Annotated in this window: 18 protein-coding genes; 11 read left to right on the top strand and 7 right to left on the bottom strand. The window is 73.2% G+C overall.

Annotated elements, in window-relative coordinates:
- Positions 1-11 precede the first annotated feature (11 nt).
- Positions 12-401 (bottom strand): VOC family protein, encoded by a 390-nt coding sequence (locus ACYVLJ_RS35695; RefSeq protein WP_460442004.1) that lies wholly within the window; start codon positions 399-401, stop codon positions 12-14.
- A complete protein-coding gene (locus ACYVLJ_RS35690) occupies positions 398-1,141 on the bottom strand; it encodes a metalloregulator ArsR/SmtB family transcription factor (protein WP_460442003.1) in 744 nt (247 codons plus the stop codon). Before ACYVLJ_RS35690 ends, ACYVLJ_RS35695 begins: the two co-directional genes overlap by 4 nt.
- Before the next feature lie 90 nt (positions 1,142-1,231).
- Between ACYVLJ_RS35690 and ACYVLJ_RS35685 the strand changes: the two genes are divergently transcribed.
- From ACYVLJ_RS35685 to ACYVLJ_RS35645, 9 genes are all read left to right on the top strand, one after another.
- The gene (locus ACYVLJ_RS35685) at positions 1,232-2,827 is read left to right on the top strand and encodes a carboxylesterase/lipase family protein (protein WP_460442002.1); all 1,596 of its coding nucleotides are present in this window, start codon (positions 1,232-1,234) and stop codon (positions 2,825-2,827) included.
- Between the two features lie 145 nt (positions 2,828-2,972).
- A complete protein-coding gene (locus ACYVLJ_RS35680; protein ID WP_460442001.1) occupies positions 2,973-4,292 on the top strand; it encodes an MSMEG_0569 family flavin-dependent oxidoreductase in 1,320 nt (439 codons plus the stop codon).
- Positions 4,292-5,128: an amidohydrolase family protein gene (locus tag ACYVLJ_RS35675; RefSeq protein ID WP_460442000.1), complete on the top strand. Its 837-nt coding sequence runs from the start codon at positions 4,292-4,294 to the stop codon at positions 5,126-5,128. Before ACYVLJ_RS35680 ends, ACYVLJ_RS35675 begins: the two co-directional genes overlap by 1 nt.
- Positions 5,129-5,132: 4 nt before the next feature.
- On the top strand, positions 5,133-5,645 hold the full coding sequence (locus tag ACYVLJ_RS35670; protein WP_003073383.1) for an MSMEG_0572/Sll0783 family nitrogen starvation response protein: 513 nt from the start codon (positions 5,133-5,135) through the stop codon (positions 5,643-5,645).
- Positions 5,646-5,655: 10 nt separating this feature from the next.
- Positions 5,656-6,726 carry an MSMEG_0568 family radical SAM protein gene (locus tag ACYVLJ_RS35665; protein WP_460441999.1) on the top strand — a complete coding sequence of 357 codons (1,071 nt, stop codon included), beginning with the start codon at positions 5,656-5,658 and terminating at the stop codon, positions 6,724-6,726.
- 1 nt (position 6,727) lies between these two features.
- Positions 6,728-8,098: an MSMEG_0567/sll0787 family protein gene (locus ACYVLJ_RS35660; protein ID WP_460441998.1), complete on the top strand. Its 1,371-nt coding sequence runs from the start codon at positions 6,728-6,730 to the stop codon at positions 8,096-8,098.
- Positions 8,095-8,925 (top strand): carbon-nitrogen hydrolase family protein, encoded by an 831-nt coding sequence (locus ACYVLJ_RS35655; protein ID WP_451976619.1) that lies wholly within the window; start codon positions 8,095-8,097, stop codon positions 8,923-8,925. The genes ACYVLJ_RS35660 and ACYVLJ_RS35655 overlap by 4 nt, the downstream gene beginning before the upstream one ends.
- The gene (locus ACYVLJ_RS35650; RefSeq protein ID WP_460441997.1) at positions 8,926-9,756 is read left to right on the top strand and encodes a carbon-nitrogen hydrolase family protein; all 831 of its coding nucleotides are present in this window, start codon (positions 8,926-8,928) and stop codon (positions 9,754-9,756) included.
- On the top strand, positions 9,756-10,796 hold the full coding sequence (locus ACYVLJ_RS35645) for an MSMEG_0565 family glycosyltransferase (protein WP_460441996.1): 1,041 nt from the start codon (positions 9,756-9,758) through the stop codon (positions 10,794-10,796). The genes ACYVLJ_RS35650 and ACYVLJ_RS35645 overlap by 1 nt, the downstream gene beginning before the upstream one ends.
- Here ACYVLJ_RS35645 and ACYVLJ_RS35640 read toward each other — a convergent pair.
- Entirely contained in the window at positions 10,778-12,376 is a 1,599-nt protein-coding gene (locus tag ACYVLJ_RS35640) for an FAD-dependent monooxygenase (RefSeq protein ID WP_460441995.1), read from the bottom strand. The two genes, ACYVLJ_RS35645 and ACYVLJ_RS35640, sit on opposite strands and share 19 nt — an antisense overlap.
- Before the next feature lie 234 nt (positions 12,377-12,610).
- On the opposite strand from ACYVLJ_RS35640, the gene ACYVLJ_RS35635 reads away from it, so the two are divergent.
- Positions 12,611-15,295 carry a BTAD domain-containing putative transcriptional regulator gene (locus ACYVLJ_RS35635; RefSeq protein WP_460441994.1) on the top strand — a complete coding sequence of 895 codons (2,685 nt, stop codon included), beginning with the start codon at positions 12,611-12,613 and terminating at the stop codon, positions 15,293-15,295.
- Here the strand turns inward: ACYVLJ_RS35635 and ACYVLJ_RS35630 are convergent.
- The 3 genes from ACYVLJ_RS35630 to ACYVLJ_RS35620 are packed head-to-tail and all read right to left on the bottom strand — an operon-like array spanning position 15,288 to position 18,514.
- A complete protein-coding gene (locus ACYVLJ_RS35630; RefSeq protein ID WP_460441993.1) occupies positions 15,288-15,818 on the bottom strand; it encodes an SRPBCC family protein in 531 nt (176 codons plus the stop codon). The genes ACYVLJ_RS35635 and ACYVLJ_RS35630 overlap by 8 nt on opposite strands.
- On the bottom strand, positions 15,815-16,027 hold the full coding sequence (locus ACYVLJ_RS35625; RefSeq protein ID WP_460441992.1) for a hypothetical protein: 213 nt from the start codon (positions 16,025-16,027) through the stop codon (positions 15,815-15,817). Before ACYVLJ_RS35625 ends, ACYVLJ_RS35630 begins: the two co-directional genes overlap by 4 nt.
- Before the next feature lie 48 nt (positions 16,028-16,075).
- On the bottom strand, positions 16,076-18,514 hold the full coding sequence (locus tag ACYVLJ_RS35620) for an FUSC family protein (RefSeq protein ID WP_460441991.1): 2,439 nt from the start codon (positions 18,512-18,514) through the stop codon (positions 16,076-16,078).
- A 113-nt stretch (positions 18,515-18,627) separates the two neighbouring features.
- Here ACYVLJ_RS35620 and ACYVLJ_RS35615 point away from each other — a divergent pair, with 113 nt between their 5' ends.
- Positions 18,628-19,080, top strand: a complete 453-nt coding sequence (locus tag ACYVLJ_RS35615) for a MarR family winged helix-turn-helix transcriptional regulator (protein WP_451976642.1) — start codon at positions 18,628-18,630, stop codon at positions 19,078-19,080.
- A gap of 122 nt (positions 19,081-19,202) precedes the next feature.
- Here the strand turns inward: ACYVLJ_RS35615 and ACYVLJ_RS35610 are convergent, their stop codons facing one another.
- The gene (locus ACYVLJ_RS35610; RefSeq protein WP_451976645.1) at positions 19,203-19,904 is read right to left on the bottom strand and encodes an AfsR/SARP family transcriptional regulator; all 702 of its coding nucleotides are present in this window, start codon (positions 19,902-19,904) and stop codon (positions 19,203-19,205) included.
- Between the last annotated feature and the right edge of the window lie 181 nt (positions 19,905-20,085).

Below are 20,085 nucleotides of genomic sequence, written 5' to 3'. Positions count from 1 at the left end.
ACGGTCGTGGGTCAGGGGCGGGGCTGGAACAGCTCGACCGGGTTGCCCGCCGGGTCGTCGAGCACGATCTGGCGGCCGCCGGGGCCGCTGATGACGTCGCTGCGGAACGCGACCCCGGCCGCGCGCAGCCGGGCCACCTCGGCGTCGATGTCCTCGACGATCAGGTGGATCCGGTTCCAGCCGCCGGGAACGGGCCGGGCGCCGCCGGGCAGGGTCCGCCCGGCCGAACTGGCCGGCCCGCTCAGCAGCAGCCGCAGGTTCGCGCGGGTGACGTCGGCGAACGCCGGCGCGAACCGCGTCCGCACGGTGAACCCGAGGTGCTCGGTGTAGAAGGCGATCGCGGCGTCGACGTCGTCGACGAGGTACCGCACGCTCACGAGGGTGGTCAGGTCGGTGGTCATGGCCGGGTCTCCTCCGCATCGGTCGAGGGAGTGAGGGGCAGGAACCGGATCCGGGTGGCCAGCTCGGCGGCGGTGCGCCGGAACGCGCGGCCCGGATCGGGTTCGCGGGCGGGGTCGGCGAGGCTCCAGTGGATCGTCACCGGCCGTCCGGGGAACGCGGGGGCGACCTCCCGGACCTTGTCGCACAGGCTGATCACCCAGTCGAACCGCCGTCGACGCAGCGAATCCAGGTGCGTCGGCTCGTGCTCGAGGGTGATCCCGTACTCGGCGGCGACGCGCACGGCCTCGGGGTGCAGGGGTTTCGGGTGGCTGCCGGCGCTGACGACGTCGACGGCGTCCCGCGCATGGTGCCGCAGCAAGGCTTCCGCCAGCGGGGACCGGCCGCTGTTGCCGGTGCAGAGGAACAGCACGCGGGTGCGTCCCCGGCGGTTCGCGCCGGCCGCGGGCCCGAACCCGGGGTGCAGGGCCGCGCCGGCCTCGGCCCAGGCCTCGGCGCAGCGAGCGAGGTCGAGGTGGTAGTAGCTGTCCCGGCCGTCGAAACTGCTGCGCCGCGCCGTCACCAGCCCGGCCGAGCGCAGCCGGCGCAGGTGGTAGGACACCAGGTTCTGCGGTTGCCCGACGGCCGTGACGAGCTCCCGGACGCGCCGGTCGCCGGCGGCCAGTTCGCGAGCCAGCCGCCAGCGCACCGGATCCGCCATCAACCGCACGAAAACCGGGGGTTCCACCGGCCGAAGATACATCAACCCAGGTTGATAGATCCAGTGGTACCCGGTTTGACCTGGTCCGAAACAAGATCTGCCCGAATTCCGGCGCGGTCCTATGGTCGGATCATGAAGACCGGGGGATCACGGAAACGCACCATCGCGGTGCTGGCCGCGGCCGTCGTCGTGCTGTCGGGGTGTTCGAGCGGGGACACCGGCGACGCGTCGCTGACCGTCGACACCACCAGCGGCAAGCTGCACGGCCTGGCCACCGCGTCGACGCGGCAGTTCCTCGGGGTCCGCTACGCGCTCGCGCCCACCGGCGCCCGGCGCTGGACCCCGCCGCAGCCCGCGCCGGCCGCCCCGGGGGTCGTCGAGGCGACCGAGGCGGGACCGTCGTGCGCGCAGACCGCGTCCACGCCCGGGGCGAAACCCTCCGACGCGGAGGACTGCCTGTTCCTCAACGTCACCACGCCCCGCGGCGCGCGAGCCGGTGCGAAGCTGCCGGTGATGGTCTGGTGGCACGGTGGCGGGTTCACCTCGGGCTCCGGCGCGGACTACGACGCGCAGCGCCTCGCCGACCGCGGGAACGTCGTGGTCGTGACGGTCAACTACCGGCTCGGCGTCTTCGGCTACCTGGGCCTGCCCGGGCTCGGCGGCTCCGGCACGTTCGGGTTCGCCGACCAGCTCGCGGGCACCCGCTGGGCCAAGGACAACGCCGCCGCGTTCGGCGGCGACCCCGGCAACCTCACGGTGTTCGGCGAGTCCGCGGGCGGCATGGCCGCCTGCGCGCTGCTGACCTCCCCGGCCGCGGCGGGGCTCGTCCAGCGGATCGCCATCTCCTCGGGGTCGTGCGCGCTGAGCTGGCCCGCGGGCGGCCTGTTCCCCGGCATCCCGGCCGAAACGCCGTACAAGCCGGTGGCCACCACGCAGCAGGACGGGCTCCAAGCGGCGAAGACGGCGGGCTGCCCGCAACCCGAGCCGCTCGACTGCCTCCGCGGCCTGCCGGTTGCGGCGTTGTCCAAGATCACCCAGACCTTCTCCGACCACCTCAGCTACGGCACCGACCTGCTGCCGGCCGACCCCGCCGCCGCGGTCCGCGACGGCAAGGTGGCGGCGATCCCGGTGCTGTCGGGCGGGAACCACGACGAGCACAACTCGTTCGTCGCGGCGGCGGTGGCCGCCGATCCGCAGGCGATCACCCCGCAGACCTACCCGCGGCTGGTCGCGGCGGCCTTCGGGGCGAACGCGCCGCAGGTGCTGCAGCGCTACCCGCTGACCGCGTTCCCCTCGGCGCCGGTGGCGTGGGCCCACGTGATCACCGACAGCGCGTGGAGCTGCCGCACGCTCGCCGCCGACCGGCAGCTGGCCGCGAAAACCCGGGTCTACGGCTACGAATTCGCCGACCCGGACCCGCCGGACGTCACCGGCACCCCGAGCGGCGAGCTGAGCCACGGCGCGGCCCACGCGACCGACCTGCCGTACCTGTTCGACCTCGGCGGGAAGAACGAGGTCGGCGAACCGGGCCGCGCCCACCTGGCCGAGACGATGATCGACTACTGGAGCAGCTTCGCCCGCACCGGAGTGCCGTCGGCGCAAGGCGTACCGGCCCAGCAGGCGATGACCCCGGACTCCCGCGCGGTCCTCAGCCTGGCCCCGGGCGCCGTCCGGCTCGACGACACCGCGGCCGCCCACCACTGCGACCTGTGGCAACCGATCTGGTGACGGTCAGAGCCACGCCGCGGCGATGAACGGCGCCGGGACGGTGTTAAACGCACGGCAGGGGAAGCGTTACTCACCGCGGTTCTGGTAACACGCCGATGTTCCGGATGAAACCGTTCGGAAATACCTGCCCGGTGAACTGCTCGGCATGAACTTCCAGCTCGACGGCTTGCATCGGCCGGTGATCGTGGTCGGCGGCGGCCAGGCGGGACTTTCGATGTCCCATTGCCTGACCTCCGCCGGGGTCGGGCACGTGGTGCTCGAACGCGAGCGCGCGGGGCACGAATGGCGGACCCGCCGCTGGGACAGTTTCTGCCTGGTCACGCCGAACTGGCAGTGCCGGCTGCCCGGATTCCCCTACGCGGGTGATGATCCCGAGGGGTTCATGGTCCGCGACGAGATCGTCGCCTACCTCGAGGCGTATGTGAAGGAGTTCGACGTCCCGCTGTACGAGGGCGTCGAAGCGACGCGGCTGCGGCAGCTGCCGGGCGGTGGCTTCCGGCTCACGACGTCGGCCGGCGAACTGACCGCCGACCACGTCGTGCTGGCCACCGGCCCGTACCAGGTGCCGCTGAAACCCCGCCTGGCCGAACGGCTGCCGGACCACGTCGTCCAGCTGCACTCGGCCGAGTACCGCAACCCCGCGCAGCTGCCCGACGGCGACGTGCTGGTCGTCGGGACCGGGCAGTCCGGCTGCCAGATCGCCGAAGACCTGCACCTGGCCGGACGGCGGGTGCACCTCGCCGTCGGGTCGGCGCCGCGGGTGGCGCGGCGCTACCGCGGCCGGGACGTCGTCGCCTGGCTCGACGACATGGGTTACTACGCCCGGGGAATCGACGAGTTCGCCGACGCGGACGCCGTCCGGTTCCGGGCCAACCACTACGTCACCGGCCGCGACGGCGGGCACGACATCGACCTGCGCGCCTTCGCCACCGAGGGCATGCAGCTCTACGGACGGCTCACCGGGGTCCGAAATGGACAGTTGAGCTTCGCGGACGACCTGCGCCGCAACCTCGACAGCGCGGACGCGGTGTCCGAAGGCATCAAGGACTCCATCGACGCGTACCTGCTCGAGAACGGTGTTCCGGCGCCACGGGAGGAACGGTACAAGCCGGTCTGGGAACCGCCGGACGGCCCTCGCACCCTCGACACGGAAGCGCTTTCGGCGGTCGTCTGGAGCACCGGTTTCGGCCGTGACCACCGCTGGATCGACGTCCCGGTCTTCGACGGCAAGGGCTACCCGACCCACCACCGCGGCGTCACCAGCTGTCCCGGCCTGTACTTCCTCGGCCTGCCGTGGCAGCACACCTGGGGTTCCGGCCGGTTCTGCGGCGTCGCCGCGGACGCGGAGTACCTGGCCCGGCGGATCACCGGCGGCGGCCGCGGGGACGTCCGGTGGCTCTCCGGCACGCCGGCGAGCACCTACCCGGCCGACGACGACTGGGTCGCCCCGAGGACGGTGGCGTGATGCGCTGGACCAACGACGCCCACCGGCACCTGGGCGTGCTGCCGGCGTACCCGTTCTACGGCGGCCCGCCGGTCGCCCCCGCGATCGGCAGCCGCGCGACGATCGGCGAGCTGCTGTCCGATTTGGACCGCGAGGGTACCGAACGCGCGCTGGTGATCCCGAACTACGGCGTCCCGGACCCGGCGATCGCGTTCTCCTTCAACGAACTCTGCGTCGAGGCGGCGGGCAAGGACGACCGGATCAGCGCGGCGCTGTGGGTGTCCCCGCGGGCCGAAGACGCCGACCGGACCGACGCCGCCCTGAAGCTGGTGGGCGAACCCGGTGTGCGAGCCCTGAAGCTCAGCTTCCTGCTGGGGGGCAAGGCGTCCGACTCGGCCTGCAAGCCGCAGCTGGACAAGATCTTCGCCACCGCGCGAGCGCACGACCTCGTCGTGCACGTCCACACCTCGCCGGGCGCGGCGTCGGACATCGACGAGGTCGGCAAGCTCGTCGACGCCTACGCCGACGACGTCAAGCTGCACCTCGTGCACTTCGGTGGCGGGATGAGCGGGCACATCAAACTCGTCGGAGGCCGGTTCTTCGACTGGATCGCCGCGGGGAAGCAGGTCTACACGGACCTGTCCTGGGCGATCGGCTTCACCCCCCGCTGGCTCGTGGACGAGATCTCGCGGCGCGGCCTCGGCCACGACCGCGTGCTGTTCGCCTCCGACCAGCCGTGGGGCGATCACGAGGGCGAACTCGCCAAGCTGGCCGCCGCGGCCGGCGACGGCGAGCTCGCCGAAATGGTTTTCCGCGGCACTTTCGACGTGCTGTACGGACCGAAGAAAGGGAAATAGACCGATGGCAGAGCTGACCGAGACCGAGAAGACCAGCCTCGACGAGATCCCGCACCCGTCGCTGCCGCAGGGCTCCAACCTGTACGGCGGGACCAAGGTCTTCCCGGACTACCAGGCCGAACCCGGCCAGAGCTACTTCACCCTCGTGCACGGCATCGCGCACGAGTCGTCGGTGAGCTTCGTCGCGATCCTGCAGGCGACCCGCGCGCTGCGGAAGGGCTTCGAAGCCGCGATCTACTTCTACGGCCCGGGTTCGCTGAACTGCCTGGCCACGCGCGGCTTCCCGACCACCGGCAACGCCGCGTTCCCGGGCGAGCTGAACATCAACGACCAGCTCAAGACGTTCATCAGCGAGGGCGGCAAGGCCTACTGCTGCCGGTTCGGCCTGTCGCTGCACGGTGCGCGCGAGGAGGACCTCATCGAGGGCGTCATCCCGACGCACCCCCTCGACGTCCAGGACGCGCTGATCCACTACGCGCGCAAGGGCGCGATCATCAACTCCACCTACATGTTCTAGGGAGCGGCTCATGCGCGTTGGCATCGAAGAAGATCTGGACACCCGCGCCGACATCGCCGTCCGCGGGGTGCGTGTGGACGCACCTGTGCAGCGCAGCAAGGGCGCTGGGCCGAGCGACGACGGGCATCTGGTCGTCGACGGTGCCAACGCCACGCTGCCCTTGAACTCCGACAGCCCGTACGAAGTCCGCGAAGGGCGGATCTTCCGCGACACCATCGACCTCGGCCTCAGCGTGACGCCGGTGGGCCGGCCGAAGTTCTACGACCTGTCCACTTCGGACGGCGTCCCGTACCCGAAGATCGCCCTGATGCACGGGAAGGACGTCCTCGCGACGACCGTCGTGCAGACGTGCATCCGGTACGCCGAGGACCAGCGCTGCCGCTTCTGCACCATCGAGGAGTCGCTGCGGGCGGGGTCCACAGTGGCCGCGAAGACGCCCGCACAGCTCGCGGAAGTCGCCGAAGCGGCGGTGCGGCTCGACGGCGTCCGGCAGATGGTGATGACGACGGGGACGACGTCCGGGCCCGACCGCGGGGCCCGGCACCTCGTCCGGTGCGTCCGGGCGGTGCTCGACGCCGTCCCGGGCCTGCCGATCCAGGTCCAGATCGAGCCGCCGGGCGACCTCGGCGTCCTGAAGGACCTGCGGGACGCCGGGGCGACGTCGATCGGCATCCACGTCGAGTCCCTCGACGACGAGGTCCGGCGGCGCTGGATGCCGGGCAAGTCGACCGTTCCCCTGGCGGAGTACGAAGCCGCGTGGGCGGAGGCGGTCCGGGTCTTCGGCCGCAACCGGGTCTCGACCTACCTGCTGATCGGGCTCGGCGAGGACCCGGACGAGCTGGTCGAAGGCGCGGGAAGGCTCATCGACCGGGGTGTCTACCCGTTCGCCGTGCCGATGCGGCCGATGGCCGGGACGCTGGCCCGGCGGGACGGCGAGGTCGCCCCTTCGCCGTCGCTGGTCGCCGAAGTCACCAGCCGGATCGCGGCGTTGCTCCGCGCGGCCGGGATGACCGGCGCCGACCAAGGTGCGGGCTGTGCCGCGTGCGGTGCCTGCGGCCTGCTCAGCGCGGCGGGAGGCTGACGTGGACCACGACATCCTCGCGTTGCTCGGCGACGTCCGCAGCGTCGCCGCGCGCCCGGCGTTCGCCATCGCCGAAGCCGACCACAATGGACTGAGCGCGTACCGCGCGCTGCGGCACGAGGCTTTCGTGGCCCGGCAAGGGCTTTTCGTGGGGCACGACCTCGACGACCACGACACCGACCCGCGCACCCTGGTCCTGGTCGCCCGGGACGCGTCAGGGGAGGTGCGAGGCGGCGTCCGGCTCGGCCCGGCCACCGACGGCCCGGACCTCGGCTGGTGGCAGGGCGGCCGCCTGGTCGTCGCGCCCGGGTCGCCACCCGGGATCGGCTCGGCGCTGGTCCGCGCGGCCTGCGCGCGAGCCGAAACCGAAGGCGCACTGCGGTTCGAGGCCACCGTGCAGACCCGCACGGAACGGCTCTTCACGCGGCTCGGCTGGCAGCGGGTGCGGCCGGTGACCGTCGCCGGCCACGACCACGTGCTCATGCGGTGGCCGATCGGCCGGATCGCCGCCCTGGCGAGGGCGACCAAGGCCGCGCTCGGCCCGCTGCTGCGCGGGCTCACCGGCGTACCGGGCTTCGTCGGCGACGACGGCGTCCCGCTGCCCGGCACCGACGTCGTCGCGGCCTGCGACGCGATCATCCCGTCCATGGTCGAGCGCGACCCGGAATGGGCGGGCTGGTGCTCGGTGCTGGTCAACCTCAACGACCTGGCCGCGATGGGGGCCACCCCGACCGGCCTGCTCGACGCGCTCGGCGCACGCGACGCGTCCTTCGCCGCCCGTGTCCTCAGTGGACTGCGGAGAGCGAGTGAGGCGTACGGCGTGCCGGTGCTCGGCGGGCACACCCAGTTCGGCGTCCCGGCTTCGCTGTCGGTCACCGCGCTGGGCCGCGCCACCGAACCCGTGCCCGGCGGGGGCGGGAAGCCGGGACAGGGCGTCTGGCTCACCGCCGACCTCGGCGGCGGCTGGCGGCCCGGCTACACCGGACGTCAGTGGGACTCGACGAGCTTCCGCCGCACACCCGAGCTGCGTGCCCTGCTCGGCTCGGTCGCCGCCGCCAAACCGGCGGCGGCCAAGGACGTCTCGATGGCCGGCATCGCGGGCACGCTGGGGATGCTCGCCGAAGCGTCCGGCTGCGGCGCGGTGCTGGACGTCGAGGGCGTGCCCCGGCCGCGGGGAGCGTCCACAGGGGACTGGCTGACCTGCTTCCCGGGCTTCGCGATGCTCACCGCGGGCGCGCCCGCGCCGGCGGGCCCGGCGGTCACCGCGGACTGCGGCGAACTGGTCGCGGGCACCGGCGTCACGCTGCGCTGGCCCGACGGCGAACGGACGCCCGCCATCGACGGCGGCGTCACCGGATTGGGGAACTCATGACGACACTCAGGATGGCCGCGGTCGCCGCGCCCTTCGACCGCGACCTCGAAGGCGACTTCGCGCGCATCGAAAAGCTGATCGGCGAAGCGAAGGCCGAGGGCGTGCGCTTGCTGGCGCTGCCGGAGGCGGCCCTCGGCGGCTACCTCGCCAACCTCGACGGCGGGGCCGAAGGGCCGCCCGCGCTCGCCGCCGACGGGCCGGAGATCCGGCGCTTGGCCGCGCTGGCGGGCGACCTCGTCGTCACGGCCGGGTACTGCGAACTCGACGACGACCGCCGGTACAACTCCGCGGTCTGCGTGACCGGCGACGGAGTGCTGGGCCACCACCGCAAGGTGCACCAGCCGCTCGCCGAGAACGCCAGCTACGGCGCCGGGCGCGCCTTCACCGCGTTCGACACGCCGGTCGGGCGGCTGGGCATGCTGATCTGCTACGACAAGGCGTTCCCGGAGTCCGCGCGGGCCCTCGCGCTCGACGGCGCCGAGATCGTCGTCTGCATGAGCGCGTGGCCCGGCAGCCGGACCAACCCGGCCGCCGACCTCGCGCAGGACCGCTGGAAACGCCGGTTCGACCTGTTCGACCGCGCCCGCGCGCTGGAGAACCAGATCGTCTGGCTCTCGGCCAACCAGTCCGGCGCCTTCGGCGACCTCCGGTTCGTCTCGAGCGCGAAGATCGTCGACCCCGGCGGCGAGATCCTCGCCGACACCGGTGTCACCGAGGGCATGGCCATCGCGGAAATCGACGTCCCCGAGGCCCTGGCCACGGCGCGCCGCTCGATGGGGCACCTGGCGGACAGACGGCCCGACGCCTACCCGGTTAGTGTCCCGTGAATGGGGCAGATCCGGATCGCCGCCGTCGCCGCGCACTTCGGCCGCGACCTCGACTTCGACCTGCAGCGCATCGCGACGCTGATCGACCACGCGCGCTCGTCCGGCGCGGCACTGCTGGTGCTGCCGGACGCCGCGCTCGGCGGCTACCTCGCCGACCTGCGCCACCCCGACCCCGAAGCCCTGCCCCCGGCACTCGACCCGGACTGCGCGGAGCTGAAGACGGTCGCGTCCCTGGCCGCGGAGATGGTCGTCTGCCTCGGCTACTGCGAAGCCGACGGGCCGCGCCGCTACAACGCCGCGGTGTGCGTCACCGGGGACGGGGTGCTCGGGCGGCACCGGAAAGTGCACCAGCCGCCGGGGGAGAGCGTCGCGTACGAGCCGGGTGACGCGTTCGCCGCGTTCGACACGCCGGTCGGGCGGCTGGGCATGCTGATCGACTACGACAAGACGTTCCCGGAGTCGGCGCGGTCCCTCGCGGTCGACGGCGCCGACGTCGTCGCGTGCCTGAGCGCGTGGCCGACGAGCATCACCAACCGCGCGCCGCGGATGGCGCAGGACCGCCAGTCGCGGTTGTTCGACCTCTACGACCAGGCGCGCGCGGCGGAGAACCAGGTCGTGCTGGTTTCGTCCAACCAGACCGGCGCGATGGGCGGGATGCGGTTCCTCGGCCAGGCCAAGGTCGTCGGCCCGGGCGGCGAAATCCTGGCCCGCACGTGGTCGAAGGCCGGCATCGCGGTCGCCGAGCTGGACGTCGAGCTGGAGATCGCCAACGCCCGGCGCGTACTGCACCACCTGGGGGAACGGAAACCCGCGGCATACCGGGAGGCCTGATGCGCATCGCCCTGCTGAGCTACTCGACGAAGCCACGCGGCGGGGTCGTGCACACCCTCGCCTTGGCCGAGGCCCTCGCGGCGCTCGGCGAGGACGTCACGGTGTGGACGCTCGGCCGTGGCGGCGACGACGGGTTCTTCCGGCCGGTCGACCCGCGGGTGCGGTTGTCGATCGTGCCGTTCCCGGACGTGCCGGGCGAGTCGGTGGGGGAGCGGATCCTGCGGTCGATCGCGGTGCTGCGCGCGGCGTTCACGCCCGGCGAGTACGACGTCGTGCACGCGCAAGACTGCATCAGCGCCAACGCGGTCGACCGGTGCGTCCGGACGATCCACCACCTGGACACCTTCACGACGCCGGAGCTGGCGGCCTGCCACGAACGCGCGATCGTCCGGCCGTACGCGCACCTCTGCGTGTCGGAGGCGGTCGCGGCGGAGGTCCGCGAGGGCTGGGGCATCGAGGCGACGGTCATCCCGAACGGTGTCGACTACGACCGGTTCGCCACGGCTGAGCGTTCGTCGTCGCGTGGCCGGTACGTCCTGGCGGTGGGCGGGATCGAGCCGCGCAAGGGTTCGCTGGACCTGCTGGAGGCGTACGCGCTGCTGGCCGAGCCGGACGTCCGCCTGCTCATCGCCGGCGGTGAGACGCTCTTCGACTACCGCGACTACCGGACCCGCTGGGAGAAGCGCGCGGCGGAGCTGGGCGTCACCCCGGAAGTGCTGGGCCCGGTCGCGCACGACGAACTGCCGTCACTGGTGGCGTCGGCCGCGGTGTTCGCCTTCCCGTCCACCAAGGAGGGCTTCGGCCTGGCGGCGATGGAGGCGCTCGCGGCCGGGGTACCGGTGGTGACCCGCGACCTGCCGGTGCTGCGCGAGGTGTTCGGCGGGGCGGCCCGGTTCGCCGCGGACCCACCCGGCTTCGCCCGCGAACTGCGGTCGGCGTTGGCGGGCACCGATCCGGCACCCGGCCGGGCGCTGGCCCGCCGCTACACCTGGCCGGCGGCCGCCGAACGGCACCAGGCGTTCTACCGCGGCCTGTCCTGACCACCCCGAGCTTGGTCCAGCACCGCCCGTGGGTCACCGGGGGAGGACTCGCCGCGCCAGGCGACGTAGCCGTCCGGGCGGACCAGGACGTAGCGGGCGGCGTAGAGGTCGTGCAGGTCCGGGCGGTTGAGCCGGTACCGCTTGAGGGGCACCCCGGCCGTTTCCCACTCGGGTGCGGGCGGCGCGGCGATCTCCAGGAGCGTGAAGCCGGGGCCGAACTCGTCCTGGAGCGACCGGTCCCGGCCGAGCCACTGGTGCGGCAGCCGGTGGCCCGGAGCGGCGGACGGCCGGTACTCCGAACCGGTGGAGGCCGGCGCGGGACCGTCGTCGGGGACGACGAGCGGTGAATCGGGGTACGCGGTGCCGAGCACGAAGCCCAAGGTGTACATCTCGGCCGTCTTGGCCTGCCGGATCTGCTCCGCCGTCTTGGCGCGCAGGGCCTCGCCGTCCGGGCCGTCGCCGGTCAGGCCCGGCACGGCCAGTTCACCGGTCAGGACCTGCATGTTGCGCACGGCTTCGGCGATGGCCCGCTGCGCGATGGGACGGCGTTCGGTCTCGTAGGAGTCGAGCAAGGCCGCGCCCGCCCAGCCGTGCACGGCGGCCGCGAGCTTCCAGCCGAGGTCGGCGGCGTCGCCGATGCCCGTGTTGGCGCCGAAGCCACCCCACGGCGGGTTCTGGTGGGCGGCGTCGCCGGCCAGGAAACAGCGGCCGTCCCGGTAGCGGTCGGCCACGAGCATCCGGGCCGTCCAGGGATCGGTCGCGGTGACGGTGAGGGGCTCCTCGGCGCCGATCATCCGGTGGACCGCGCGCTCGTACCACGCGGCGTCGGCGTCTTCCGGGGCGTTGATGATGATGGCCCACCACAGGCCTTCGGTGTCCAGCGTGCCCATCAGGCCGTTGACCTCGGGATCGACGACCCAGTACTGCACGGCGCGGCCCAGGCCGTGGCGGGCCGCCAGCCCCGGCGCGTCGAAGATCACCTGCACGTTGCGGATCTCGTGGCTCCGCCCGGTCAGCGGAATTCCGCAGGACCGCCGCACGGTACTGCGCGCGCCGTCCGCGCCGACCAGGTACTTCCCGCGCACCACGTGCTCGCGCCCGGCGTCGTCCGTCGCGGTGGCGGTGACGCCGGTGGCGTCCTGGTCGACGCCGGTCAGGCTCCAGCCCCAGCGCGCGTCGACCGTCTCCCGCCGGGCGAGGGTGTCGCGCAACGCCTCCTCGACGTGGTTCTGCGCGCACCAGAGCGCGGGTTCGGCCAGCTCGGTCCGCTGGACGTCGCTGAGGGCGAAGACCCCGTCGAAGCGCTCGAGCCGGTAGCCCGTGAGCGAGGTGCAGAAGACGGCCGAATCGGCCCACCCGAACGGCAGCCGCGCGTTGTCGCGCACGGCGCCGGCGATGCCCAGCCGCCGGAAGATCTCCATCGAGCGCGGGTTCATCTGCTTGCACCGCGGCGAAGCCAGGCTCGGCTCCGGCCGCGGTTCGAGCAGGACGCACTCGACGCCCCGGGCCCCGAGCTCGTGGGCGAGGGTCAGCCCGACCGGCCCACCCCCGGCGATGACGACGTCCGTGCTGCTCGACATGACCTGCTCCCCGCGAGTCGGCGTGACCGGCACAGCGCAGACTACGACGAGCCGCGTCCCGGTGGAGGGCGCGACCCCCAACGACGCGCCCGCCACCGGGTCGCCCCGGCATTCCCCCTCTTCCGCCGTGGCCCTAGGGTTCCCGACGCCGTCCTCGTTTCGTCCTCGCGCCGGCATTCCGGGCTCCACCAGCGCGTTCCCGAGGGCGTCGGCCGGGCACACGAGGGGGATGCGATGAGGTTCCGGATTCTCGGGACGCTGGAAGTGCGCGCGCACGGGGACCGGATCTCCCTGGCGAGCCCGCGCCAGCAGCGCGCGCTCGCCGTTCTCCTGCTCAACGCGAACGCCGTCGTCCCGGTGGAGCGCATGATCGACGCGCTCTGGGAGGACGAGCCGCCGGCGACCGCCGCGAAGCAGGTGCGCAACTGCGTTTCCGCGCTGCGGAGCCGGCTCGGCGAGACCGGCGGGATGATCCTCACCGACGGTCCCGGCTACCGCCTGCAGACCGGCGTCGAGGACCTCGACTCGCTCCGGTTCCGCCGGCACGTCGCGGCGGCGCGGGGCCTCGCCGGGCAGGCGAAACTCGTCGACGCCGTCGAAGAGATCCGTGCCGCGCTTGCCTTGTGGCGGGGCCCGGCGCTCGACGGGCTGCGGACGACCACGCTGGCCGGCCGGGCCGCGGTGCTCGACGAACAGCGCGCCGACGCCGTGGAGCTGTGCGCCGAATGGCGGCTGCGGCTGGGCGAAACGGGCGAAGTCGTCCGCGAGCTGACCGAGTTCTGCGGCGAGCACCCGATGCGCGAGCTGTCGCACCTGCTGCTGATGCGTGCCCTGGCGCAGGAAGGCCGTTACGCCGAAGCGTCGACGGTGTTCCACGGCCTGCGCGGGCGGCTGGCCGACGAGCTCGGCGTCGACCCGAACCCCGACCTGCGGCGGCTGCACGACCGGATCCTCGCCGAGGCGGCCCCGAGCGAACCCGCGCCCGCGCCGGAACCGCCGGCGGAGCACCACTCCTTCGACCGCGCGGTCACCGAGCTGGCCGAAGCCGTCACGTGGCAGTGGCGTGCGGAGGCCGAGCTGCGCTCGCTGCACCGGCCGCGGCCGATCGCCCTGCGCTGGTCGGCCCTCCGGGGCGAGCGGCACGGCGCACTCGGCGACATCGCGGAAACGTTCACGGGGTTGCCCGAGCGGCAGCTGGTCGTGCTCGGCGATCCCGGCTCCGGCAAGTCGGTGCTCGCCTTGATGCTGACGCTGGAGCTGCTGCGCACCCGGGCCCCGGGCAGCCCGGTCCCGGTGCTGCTTTCGCTGGCCTCCTGGGATCCGCGGCGGGAGCACCTCGACCGGTGGCTCGCGGGCCGGCTCGCCGACAACCACCCGGCGCTGCTCAACGCCCGCCGGTACGGGCCGGACGCCCCCACGAAGCTCGTCCTCGGCGGGCACGTCGTCCCGGTGCTCGACGGCCTCGACGAGATGCCTGCCGACCTGCGCGTCACGGCGCTCGACGCCCTGGACCAGACCATGTCCGTGGGCCGCTCGCTGGTGCTGACCTGCCGCTCCGCCGAGTACGAACAGGTCGCGCACGAGTCCGCGACGGTCATGAGCGCCGCCACCGTGGTGCGGCTCGAACCCGTCGCCCGGGAGGAGGCGGTCACCTACCTCTCCGCACGGGAGGGCGCCGGCCGGGACCGGTGGCGCCCGGTGGCCGACCGGCTGCGCCGGGAACCGGACGGGCCGCTGGGCCGGGTGCTGCGGACGCCGTTGATGGTCGACCTCGCCCGGATCGGCTACGGCCGTCCGGGCGCGGACCCCTCGGAGCTGCTCGCCGCCGAAGACGCGGCCGCGCTCGAAGGGCGGCTGCTCGATTCGTTCCTCCCCAACGCCTACGCGCAGGTGCCCGGGTCTCCCGGGCGGAACCCGAAGATCAGCCCGTCCGGGCGGTACACCGCGGCGCAGGCGACCCGCTGGCTGGGGTTCCTGGCCCGGTACCTCGACCGCGCGCGCAGCCGTGACCTGGCCTGGTGGCAGCTCTACCGGTCGGTGCCCGTGCGGACCCGGTCGGGCTTGGTCGGCGTGCTGGTCGCGCTGTTCTTCGTCGTCACCGGCTGGGTGGACGACGGGCCGGCGCTGGCCGCGATCTACGGCCTGTCCTTCGGGGGCGCCGCCTACCTGACCCACCGCTTCGGGCGCGCGCCGGAGCCGTTGCGCACCGAGGTGCGGTTCGCCGGCGCCGCCGGGAAGTTCGCCGGGCGGTTCGCGATCGGTGCCGTGGTGGGCGTTCTGCTCGGCCTGGGCTGGTCGCTGGCCCCCGGTCTGGTCGTCTTCCTGGCGCTCGTGTTCGGGCTGGTGTTCGCGGTGCACGGGTGGCTCGCGAAGCCGGTCGACGCCAGCCGCGTGTCGAGCCCGCGGACGATCCTGCGCAACGAACGCACCGGGGCGATCGCGTTGTCCCTGTCTTTCCTGGTTTCGCTGGGGTTGTTCGACGGGATGGCGTTCGCGTTCACGGCGGCCACGCGGTTCCTGCCCGTGCTGGGTGGTCGTTACGACCTGGCGCTGGCCGTCGCGGGCGGGCTGGCGGGTGCGTTGTTCGGGTGGTTCATGGGCCGCGGCGTCGCGGCGGTCTGCTACGGCCTGGCGGGCGCGATCGCCGGCGGCCAGGTGTTCCCGCCGGCGACGAACCCGGTGGCGCCCTTCGTGGTCGGCGTGTGCTTCGGCCTGGGAATCGGCTTGGCGGTCCTGGTGACGCGCGCGTGGGGCACCTACTTCGTCCACCACGTTTGGCTCGCGGCGACGGGCCGGCTCCCGTGGCGCCTCATGCACTTCCTCGACGACGCCCACCGCCGCGGCGTCCTCCGGCAGACGGGCGGCGTCTACCAGTTCCGCCACGCCCGGGTGCAGGAGCGGCTCGCGGAAGTCACGTGACCCGCTCGCGGAGCCCGGCGGCCAGCCCGGCGACGGTCAGCAGGTCCACGAAGCCGCCGAAGTACTCGACGAGCCGCGGCCGCCGGGCACCGGCCAGCCGGAAGCGGAGGTGGACGCGCGTGCCGCCGGCTTCGGCGGTCAGCCGGATGGCCCAGCTGATCTCGAGCCGCCCGCGGGTGGAGCGGTGGACCAGCGCACGCGGCGGGTCGTGGGTGACGATCTCGAACGTCGCGTCGCGGCCACCCCAGTCGTCGATGACGTCGCCGGGGCCCAGGTGCTGGAGCGCGGGATCGAGGTGACGCAGACCGCGGCGGCTCCGCGGCACGAGCGTCTCGACCCAGCGGGGGAGGTACCAGCCGGCGCGGTGCTTGCCGAGCTGCGCGAACCACGGCCACACCCGCTCGGGCGGCGCGGGCAGGCCGAAGCCGCGGTCCATGACGACATCGGGGTGGGGGACGAGTTCGTCGCCGGGCGCGGGACCGTCGACTTCGCCTCGGCGAGGGGCGACTCCCATGACGTTCACTGCCGCGCTCCCTGCAGGCCGAGTTCCGCACACGTGCTCGCGGTGCCCGGAAAGACTCCCACCGCGCCCGCGCCGGCGTCGACGGTCGCGGTCACCCGGGCGATCATGACGTGCTGGTTCGGCGCGACGCTGCCGATGTCGGTGGGCTCGGCGCTTTCCCCGGCCTCATGGCTGTTCAGCGCGACCGCGGCACCGGAGATCGCGGCCACGGGTCGACCTCTGTTGTCGCGGTGAACCGACCGTGCGGGACCCGGCGGTCAACGGCGAGGCCGGAATCGACAAATCGGCTCGCGAGGGCTGCCGGGGACCGGGACCGCGCTGCAGGCCCTGACCGAGGAGGTCCGGCCCGCGGCCAGCCAGATGTCGTGCACCACCGTCCGGCCGTCGCAGGCCAGGACGGTCGACGCGGCCGGGGCGTGGCGGGCCGCCGCCGTGATCAGGACGTACGTGCCTGCCCGGGGTGCTTCCAGCGCGAAGCTGCCGTCGGCCGCCGAGATTGCGCGGGCCGTCTGGCCGCCGTGGGCGTCCACCAACGTCAGGGTGGCGCGGGGGAGCGGCGTGCCCGTCGCGCCGTGGACGCGGCCGTGGATCGGGGTGACGCGCGGGGGTGCCGGTTCCGGGAGGTGGCCCGGCTCGTCGCCGGTGGCGAGCTCGTGCAGCAGCCGGCGCAGGTGGATCAGCTCGAGCAGCACCGGCTCGTCCGCGCGGGAGCAGTGCCGCGCCAGCGCGACCTCCGCGAGGCCCAGCGGCGCGGCCGGTTCGCCGGTTTCGGCGACGGCCTCCGCGACGTCGGCCAGCGCGCGGGCCGGGGCGGCCAGGGACCGGTCGCCGCCGCGGCGCAGGTGGGCGACCAGGCGGTGGGTGTGCTGGACCAGCGTGGCCGTCAGCGTCAGGCGGTGGCGCATGGTGCGGGAGCCGCCGCCCCACGGCACGGCCGCGACGAGTGGTGCGGCCACCAGCCGGAGCTGGCGCAGATCGTTGTCCAGCACCCGGACCCGGGCGTCGAGGTCCGGGGTGCCGGCGTGGCCTTCGATGCGGTCCGCGACGGCGTCCAGCAGCTCGCCGAGCGTGCGGGCCAGGGCGCGTTCGGTGGTGCGGACGGTGTCGCGGGTGCTCAGCGGCGTCAGCACGAGCCCGACCGCGACGCCGACGGCCGCGCCGATCGCCGTCTCCTCCAGCCGCAGGACCAGCAGCCCGGCGGAGAACTCGTTGAGCACGCTGTAGAGCTGGCTCACCATGATCGTGACGAAGAAGATCATGTAGGCGTAGGAGAGCCGCTGCAGGTAGAAGCCGCAGAACATGCTGCCGACGATCACCGCCAGCACCGCCGCGGTGTGCCCGGCCGTCAGGTGGGCGAGCCCGATGCCGGCACCCAGCCCGACGAGCGTGCCCACGACGCGGTTGACCGACTTGAGGAACACCTCCGACCGGGTCGCGGTGCCGGTGAACGCGACGAACGCGGCGATCACCGCCCAGTAGTAGCGCTGCTCGGACAGCAGCCGCCCGAGCACGATCGCCAGCCCGCCCGCCACGGCCACCTGCACCGCCTGCCGGGTCGTGAAGTCCAGGCGCCGCAACGGGTTCCACGCCCGTCCGCGCGGTTCGACGTCACCCGCCGCCGCGGCCGATCCGGGCAAGGCGCCCATCGCGATCGTCACCGCGGGCTCGAATTCGCCGGTGCCGGCGAGACCGTCGCGGTCGGCGCGGCGGACGACGCCGAGGTAGTCGTCGACCGCCACGGCCACCAGCCGGACCGGGGACGTGCCCGCCCGCGCCAGGAGCGCCTCGGCGGCGCGTCCGGCGGCGGTGTAGTCGTTGCGGGCGAACAGGTCGAGCACGCGGGCCGCGGCCGCCACCAGGTCCGGGTCGGCGCCGGCCTGCTGCGTGCAGGCGGTGACGAGCAGGTCGATCGCGAGCTGCGCGTCCATCGTGGTGCGCCGGATCGAGGCCGCGGGGACGGCGTCCGGCAGCACGGGCACCTCGGCCGACCACGCTTCGATCATCAGGGCGGTCTCGGCGAGCCGGGCCTGGGCCGCGTGGACGCGGCGCGTGAGCCGCTCGTCCGGCCCGGCTGCCAGGAGGTTCGCGCAGCGCCGGACGACCTCGCGGGCCCGGGCACCGAACGCGCGGCGCGTGCGGGCGAGCGTGCGGGCCGGGTTGCCGCGCAGAACCGTCAGCGACAGCAGCAGCACCCAGGCGCTCGCGATGACGACGGCGAGCAGCATGCCCGGCAGCGCGGGCAGCGTCGCGTGCAGGAACGCGGCGAAGAAGTAGCCCATCCAGACCATGAAGCCGTAGAAGAAGAACGGCACGCCGAACCGCCGGACGAACACGGCGGCGAACATGACGACGACGAACACCGCGAGCATCAGGTCGGTGTGCGGCGCGACCAGCACGCCGACGACCATCCCGAGCCCCATCGCGACGGGGAACAGCGCGGCGGTGCCCACCTTCGGCCACGCCGCGGAGCCGCTGAGCGCCATCGAGCCCATCATCGCGGTGATGGCGCCCAGCAGGACGGCGACCAGCGTGGCCTGCGGCCCGGCGCCGGTCAGCGTCGCGTAGCCGTACTCGACGGCCAGGCCGGTCGTCATGGCGACGGCGGCCGAGACGGCGCTCCACAGCCTGGTCAGCCCCGGGTCCGAGCCCATCGCCTTGTCCCTGATCCGGTGCACCGCCGCCGACGCGCGTCCCATCCGAGTGACTGCTCCTACCTCCGCCGTCCGATGTCGGTATCATGCCGACAATTATCGGTATGGTACCGATATCAGGTGTGCCCGGGCAATCGGCCGAAGGGTAGGTTCACGGGATGGACGCGCTTGACCTCATCGAGGCCCACACCGCGGTCATGGTGCGCAACTTCGAGCTGCTCAGCCGCCGCACCGACATCTACGACGACCTCGACCGCGCGGGCTACCTCCTGCTGCGCACGCTCGAGGTGACGGGCCCGGCGGACATCACGACGCTCGCGGCGAGGCTCGGCCTGGACCCGTCGACGGTGGGCCGCCAGGTGTCGGCGATGACGTCGGCGGGCTTGGTGGAGCGCACCCCGGCCCCGGAGGACCGCCGCCGCGGCATCGTCGTCGCGACGCAGGAAGGCCGCACGCGCGCCCGCCGCGTCCACGACCGCCGCCGCGCCAACCTGGCGGAGATGTTCACGGGCGTGCCGGAGGACGAGCTGCGCGTGATCGGGGAGTCCTTCGCCCGCTACAACCGGGCGATCGCCCGCCAGTACGACGTGAGTGTGGTCCCGGAGTCCTGAGCGCCGGATTCCGTCAGCCCGGCCGCGATTTCGCCCAGAAAGCGCGGCAACGCGATCCGGAAATGCCGGTCATCGATGTTTTCACAATGCACGTAGTCCGTTGTGGACGGTGATTCACGAAATCAGTGCGCGGTCATGTGCGGCAGGAGGTGGCGGAGGGAGTCCGACGGTTCCAGGCCCAGTTCTTCGAGCAGCGTGCGGCGGCACTGCTCGTACTGGTGCTGGGCCGACGCGCGGTTGCCGGCCGCCAGGTGGGCGTCGATGAGGACGCGGTGCGCGCTCTCCCGCAGCGGCTCCGCGCGCACCGCCGCCAGGCCGGCCGCCACCGCTTCGCCGTGGCGGCCGGCCGTGGTCAGGCGCTTCGCCATCGCCTCCAGCGCGTACAGCCGCAGCTGGTGGTACTGCTCCTGCTCGATCAGCACCCACTCGTTGTCCGACCACTCGGGCAGCAGGTCGGCGGACAGGTCGTCGCGGGTCTGGCGGGTGAGGATGTCGTCGCACAGGCAGGACTTGTCGAGCAGGCAGTGCGCGCGGGCGACCGCGTCGTGGATGTCGACCGTGATGTTGCCCGCCAGCGCCATCTCGCTCGGTGACGCGTCGATGACCTGGTGGCCGGTGCGGGACGCGCGCCACAGCGACGAGCGCAGGTTCGCGTTCGCGCGGGGCGTCGTCGCCTCCGGCCACAGCGTTCTCGCCACGTAGGTTCTCGTCCGGGGCCGGTCCTGCAGGGCGAGGAAGGCGAGCAGCCGCTGCGCGCTCGACGACACCGGCACCCGGTCTTCCCCCACGAGCAGCGCGAAACCCTTGAGCAGTCGCAGTGTCACGATCTGTGTTGCTTCAGTGCGCATCGGCTCCCCAACCTACGCCGGCACCGTCGGATCCACCCCGCCGTTGAGACAATTCGCGATCCCGGTGCGAAACGTTACGGGGAATTATCGATCGGGTGGCGTCAACAGGGCGTCACGAAAACGTCATCGGCCCTGATCCGAGCGCTTCCAGCCACCT

The organism is Amycolatopsis stemonae (assembly GCF_054781455.1).
Note: the sequence above shows the minus strand (reverse complement) of the source record. Positions and strands in the feature narration are given on the sequence as shown.

Coding starts and splice junctions, on each gene's coding strand:
- ACYVLJ_RS35695 (WP_460442004.1), bottom strand. CDS start 401: ATGACCACCGACCTGACCACCCTCGTGAGCGTGCGGTACCTCGTCGAC.
- ACYVLJ_RS35690 (WP_460442003.1), bottom strand. CDS start 1,141: ATGTATCTTCGGCCGGTGGAACCCCCGGTTTTCGTGCGGTTGATGGCG.
- ACYVLJ_RS35685 (WP_460442002.1), top strand. CDS start 1,232: ATGAAGACCGGGGGATCACGGAAACGCACCATCGCGGTGCTGGCCGCG.
- ACYVLJ_RS35680 (WP_460442001.1), top strand. CDS start 2,973: ATGAACTTCCAGCTCGACGGCTTGCATCGGCCGGTGATCGTGGTCGGC.
- ACYVLJ_RS35675 (WP_460442000.1), top strand. CDS start 4,292: ATGCGCTGGACCAACGACGCCCACCGGCACCTGGGCGTGCTGCCGGCG.
- ACYVLJ_RS35670 (WP_003073383.1), top strand. CDS start 5,133: ATGGCAGAGCTGACCGAGACCGAGAAGACCAGCCTCGACGAGATCCCG.
- ACYVLJ_RS35665 (WP_460441999.1), top strand. CDS start 5,656: ATGCGCGTTGGCATCGAAGAAGATCTGGACACCCGCGCCGACATCGCC.
- ACYVLJ_RS35655 (WP_451976619.1), top strand. CDS start 8,095: ATGACGACACTCAGGATGGCCGCGGTCGCCGCGCCCTTCGACCGCGAC.
- ACYVLJ_RS35650 (WP_460441997.1), top strand. CDS start 8,926: ATGGGGCAGATCCGGATCGCCGCCGTCGCCGCGCACTTCGGCCGCGAC.
- ACYVLJ_RS35645 (WP_460441996.1), top strand. CDS start 9,756: ATGCGCATCGCCCTGCTGAGCTACTCGACGAAGCCACGCGGCGGGGTC.
- ACYVLJ_RS35640 (WP_460441995.1), bottom strand. CDS start 12,376: ATGTCGAGCAGCACGGACGTCGTCATCGCCGGGGGTGGGCCGGTCGGG.
- ACYVLJ_RS35635 (WP_460441994.1), top strand. CDS start 12,611: ATGAGGTTCCGGATTCTCGGGACGCTGGAAGTGCGCGCGCACGGGGAC.
- ACYVLJ_RS35620 (WP_460441991.1), bottom strand. CDS start 18,514: ATGGGACGCGCGTCGGCGGCGGTGCACCGGATCAGGGACAAGGCGATG.
- ACYVLJ_RS35615 (WP_451976642.1), top strand. CDS start 18,628: ATGGACGCGCTTGACCTCATCGAGGCCCACACCGCGGTCATGGTGCGC.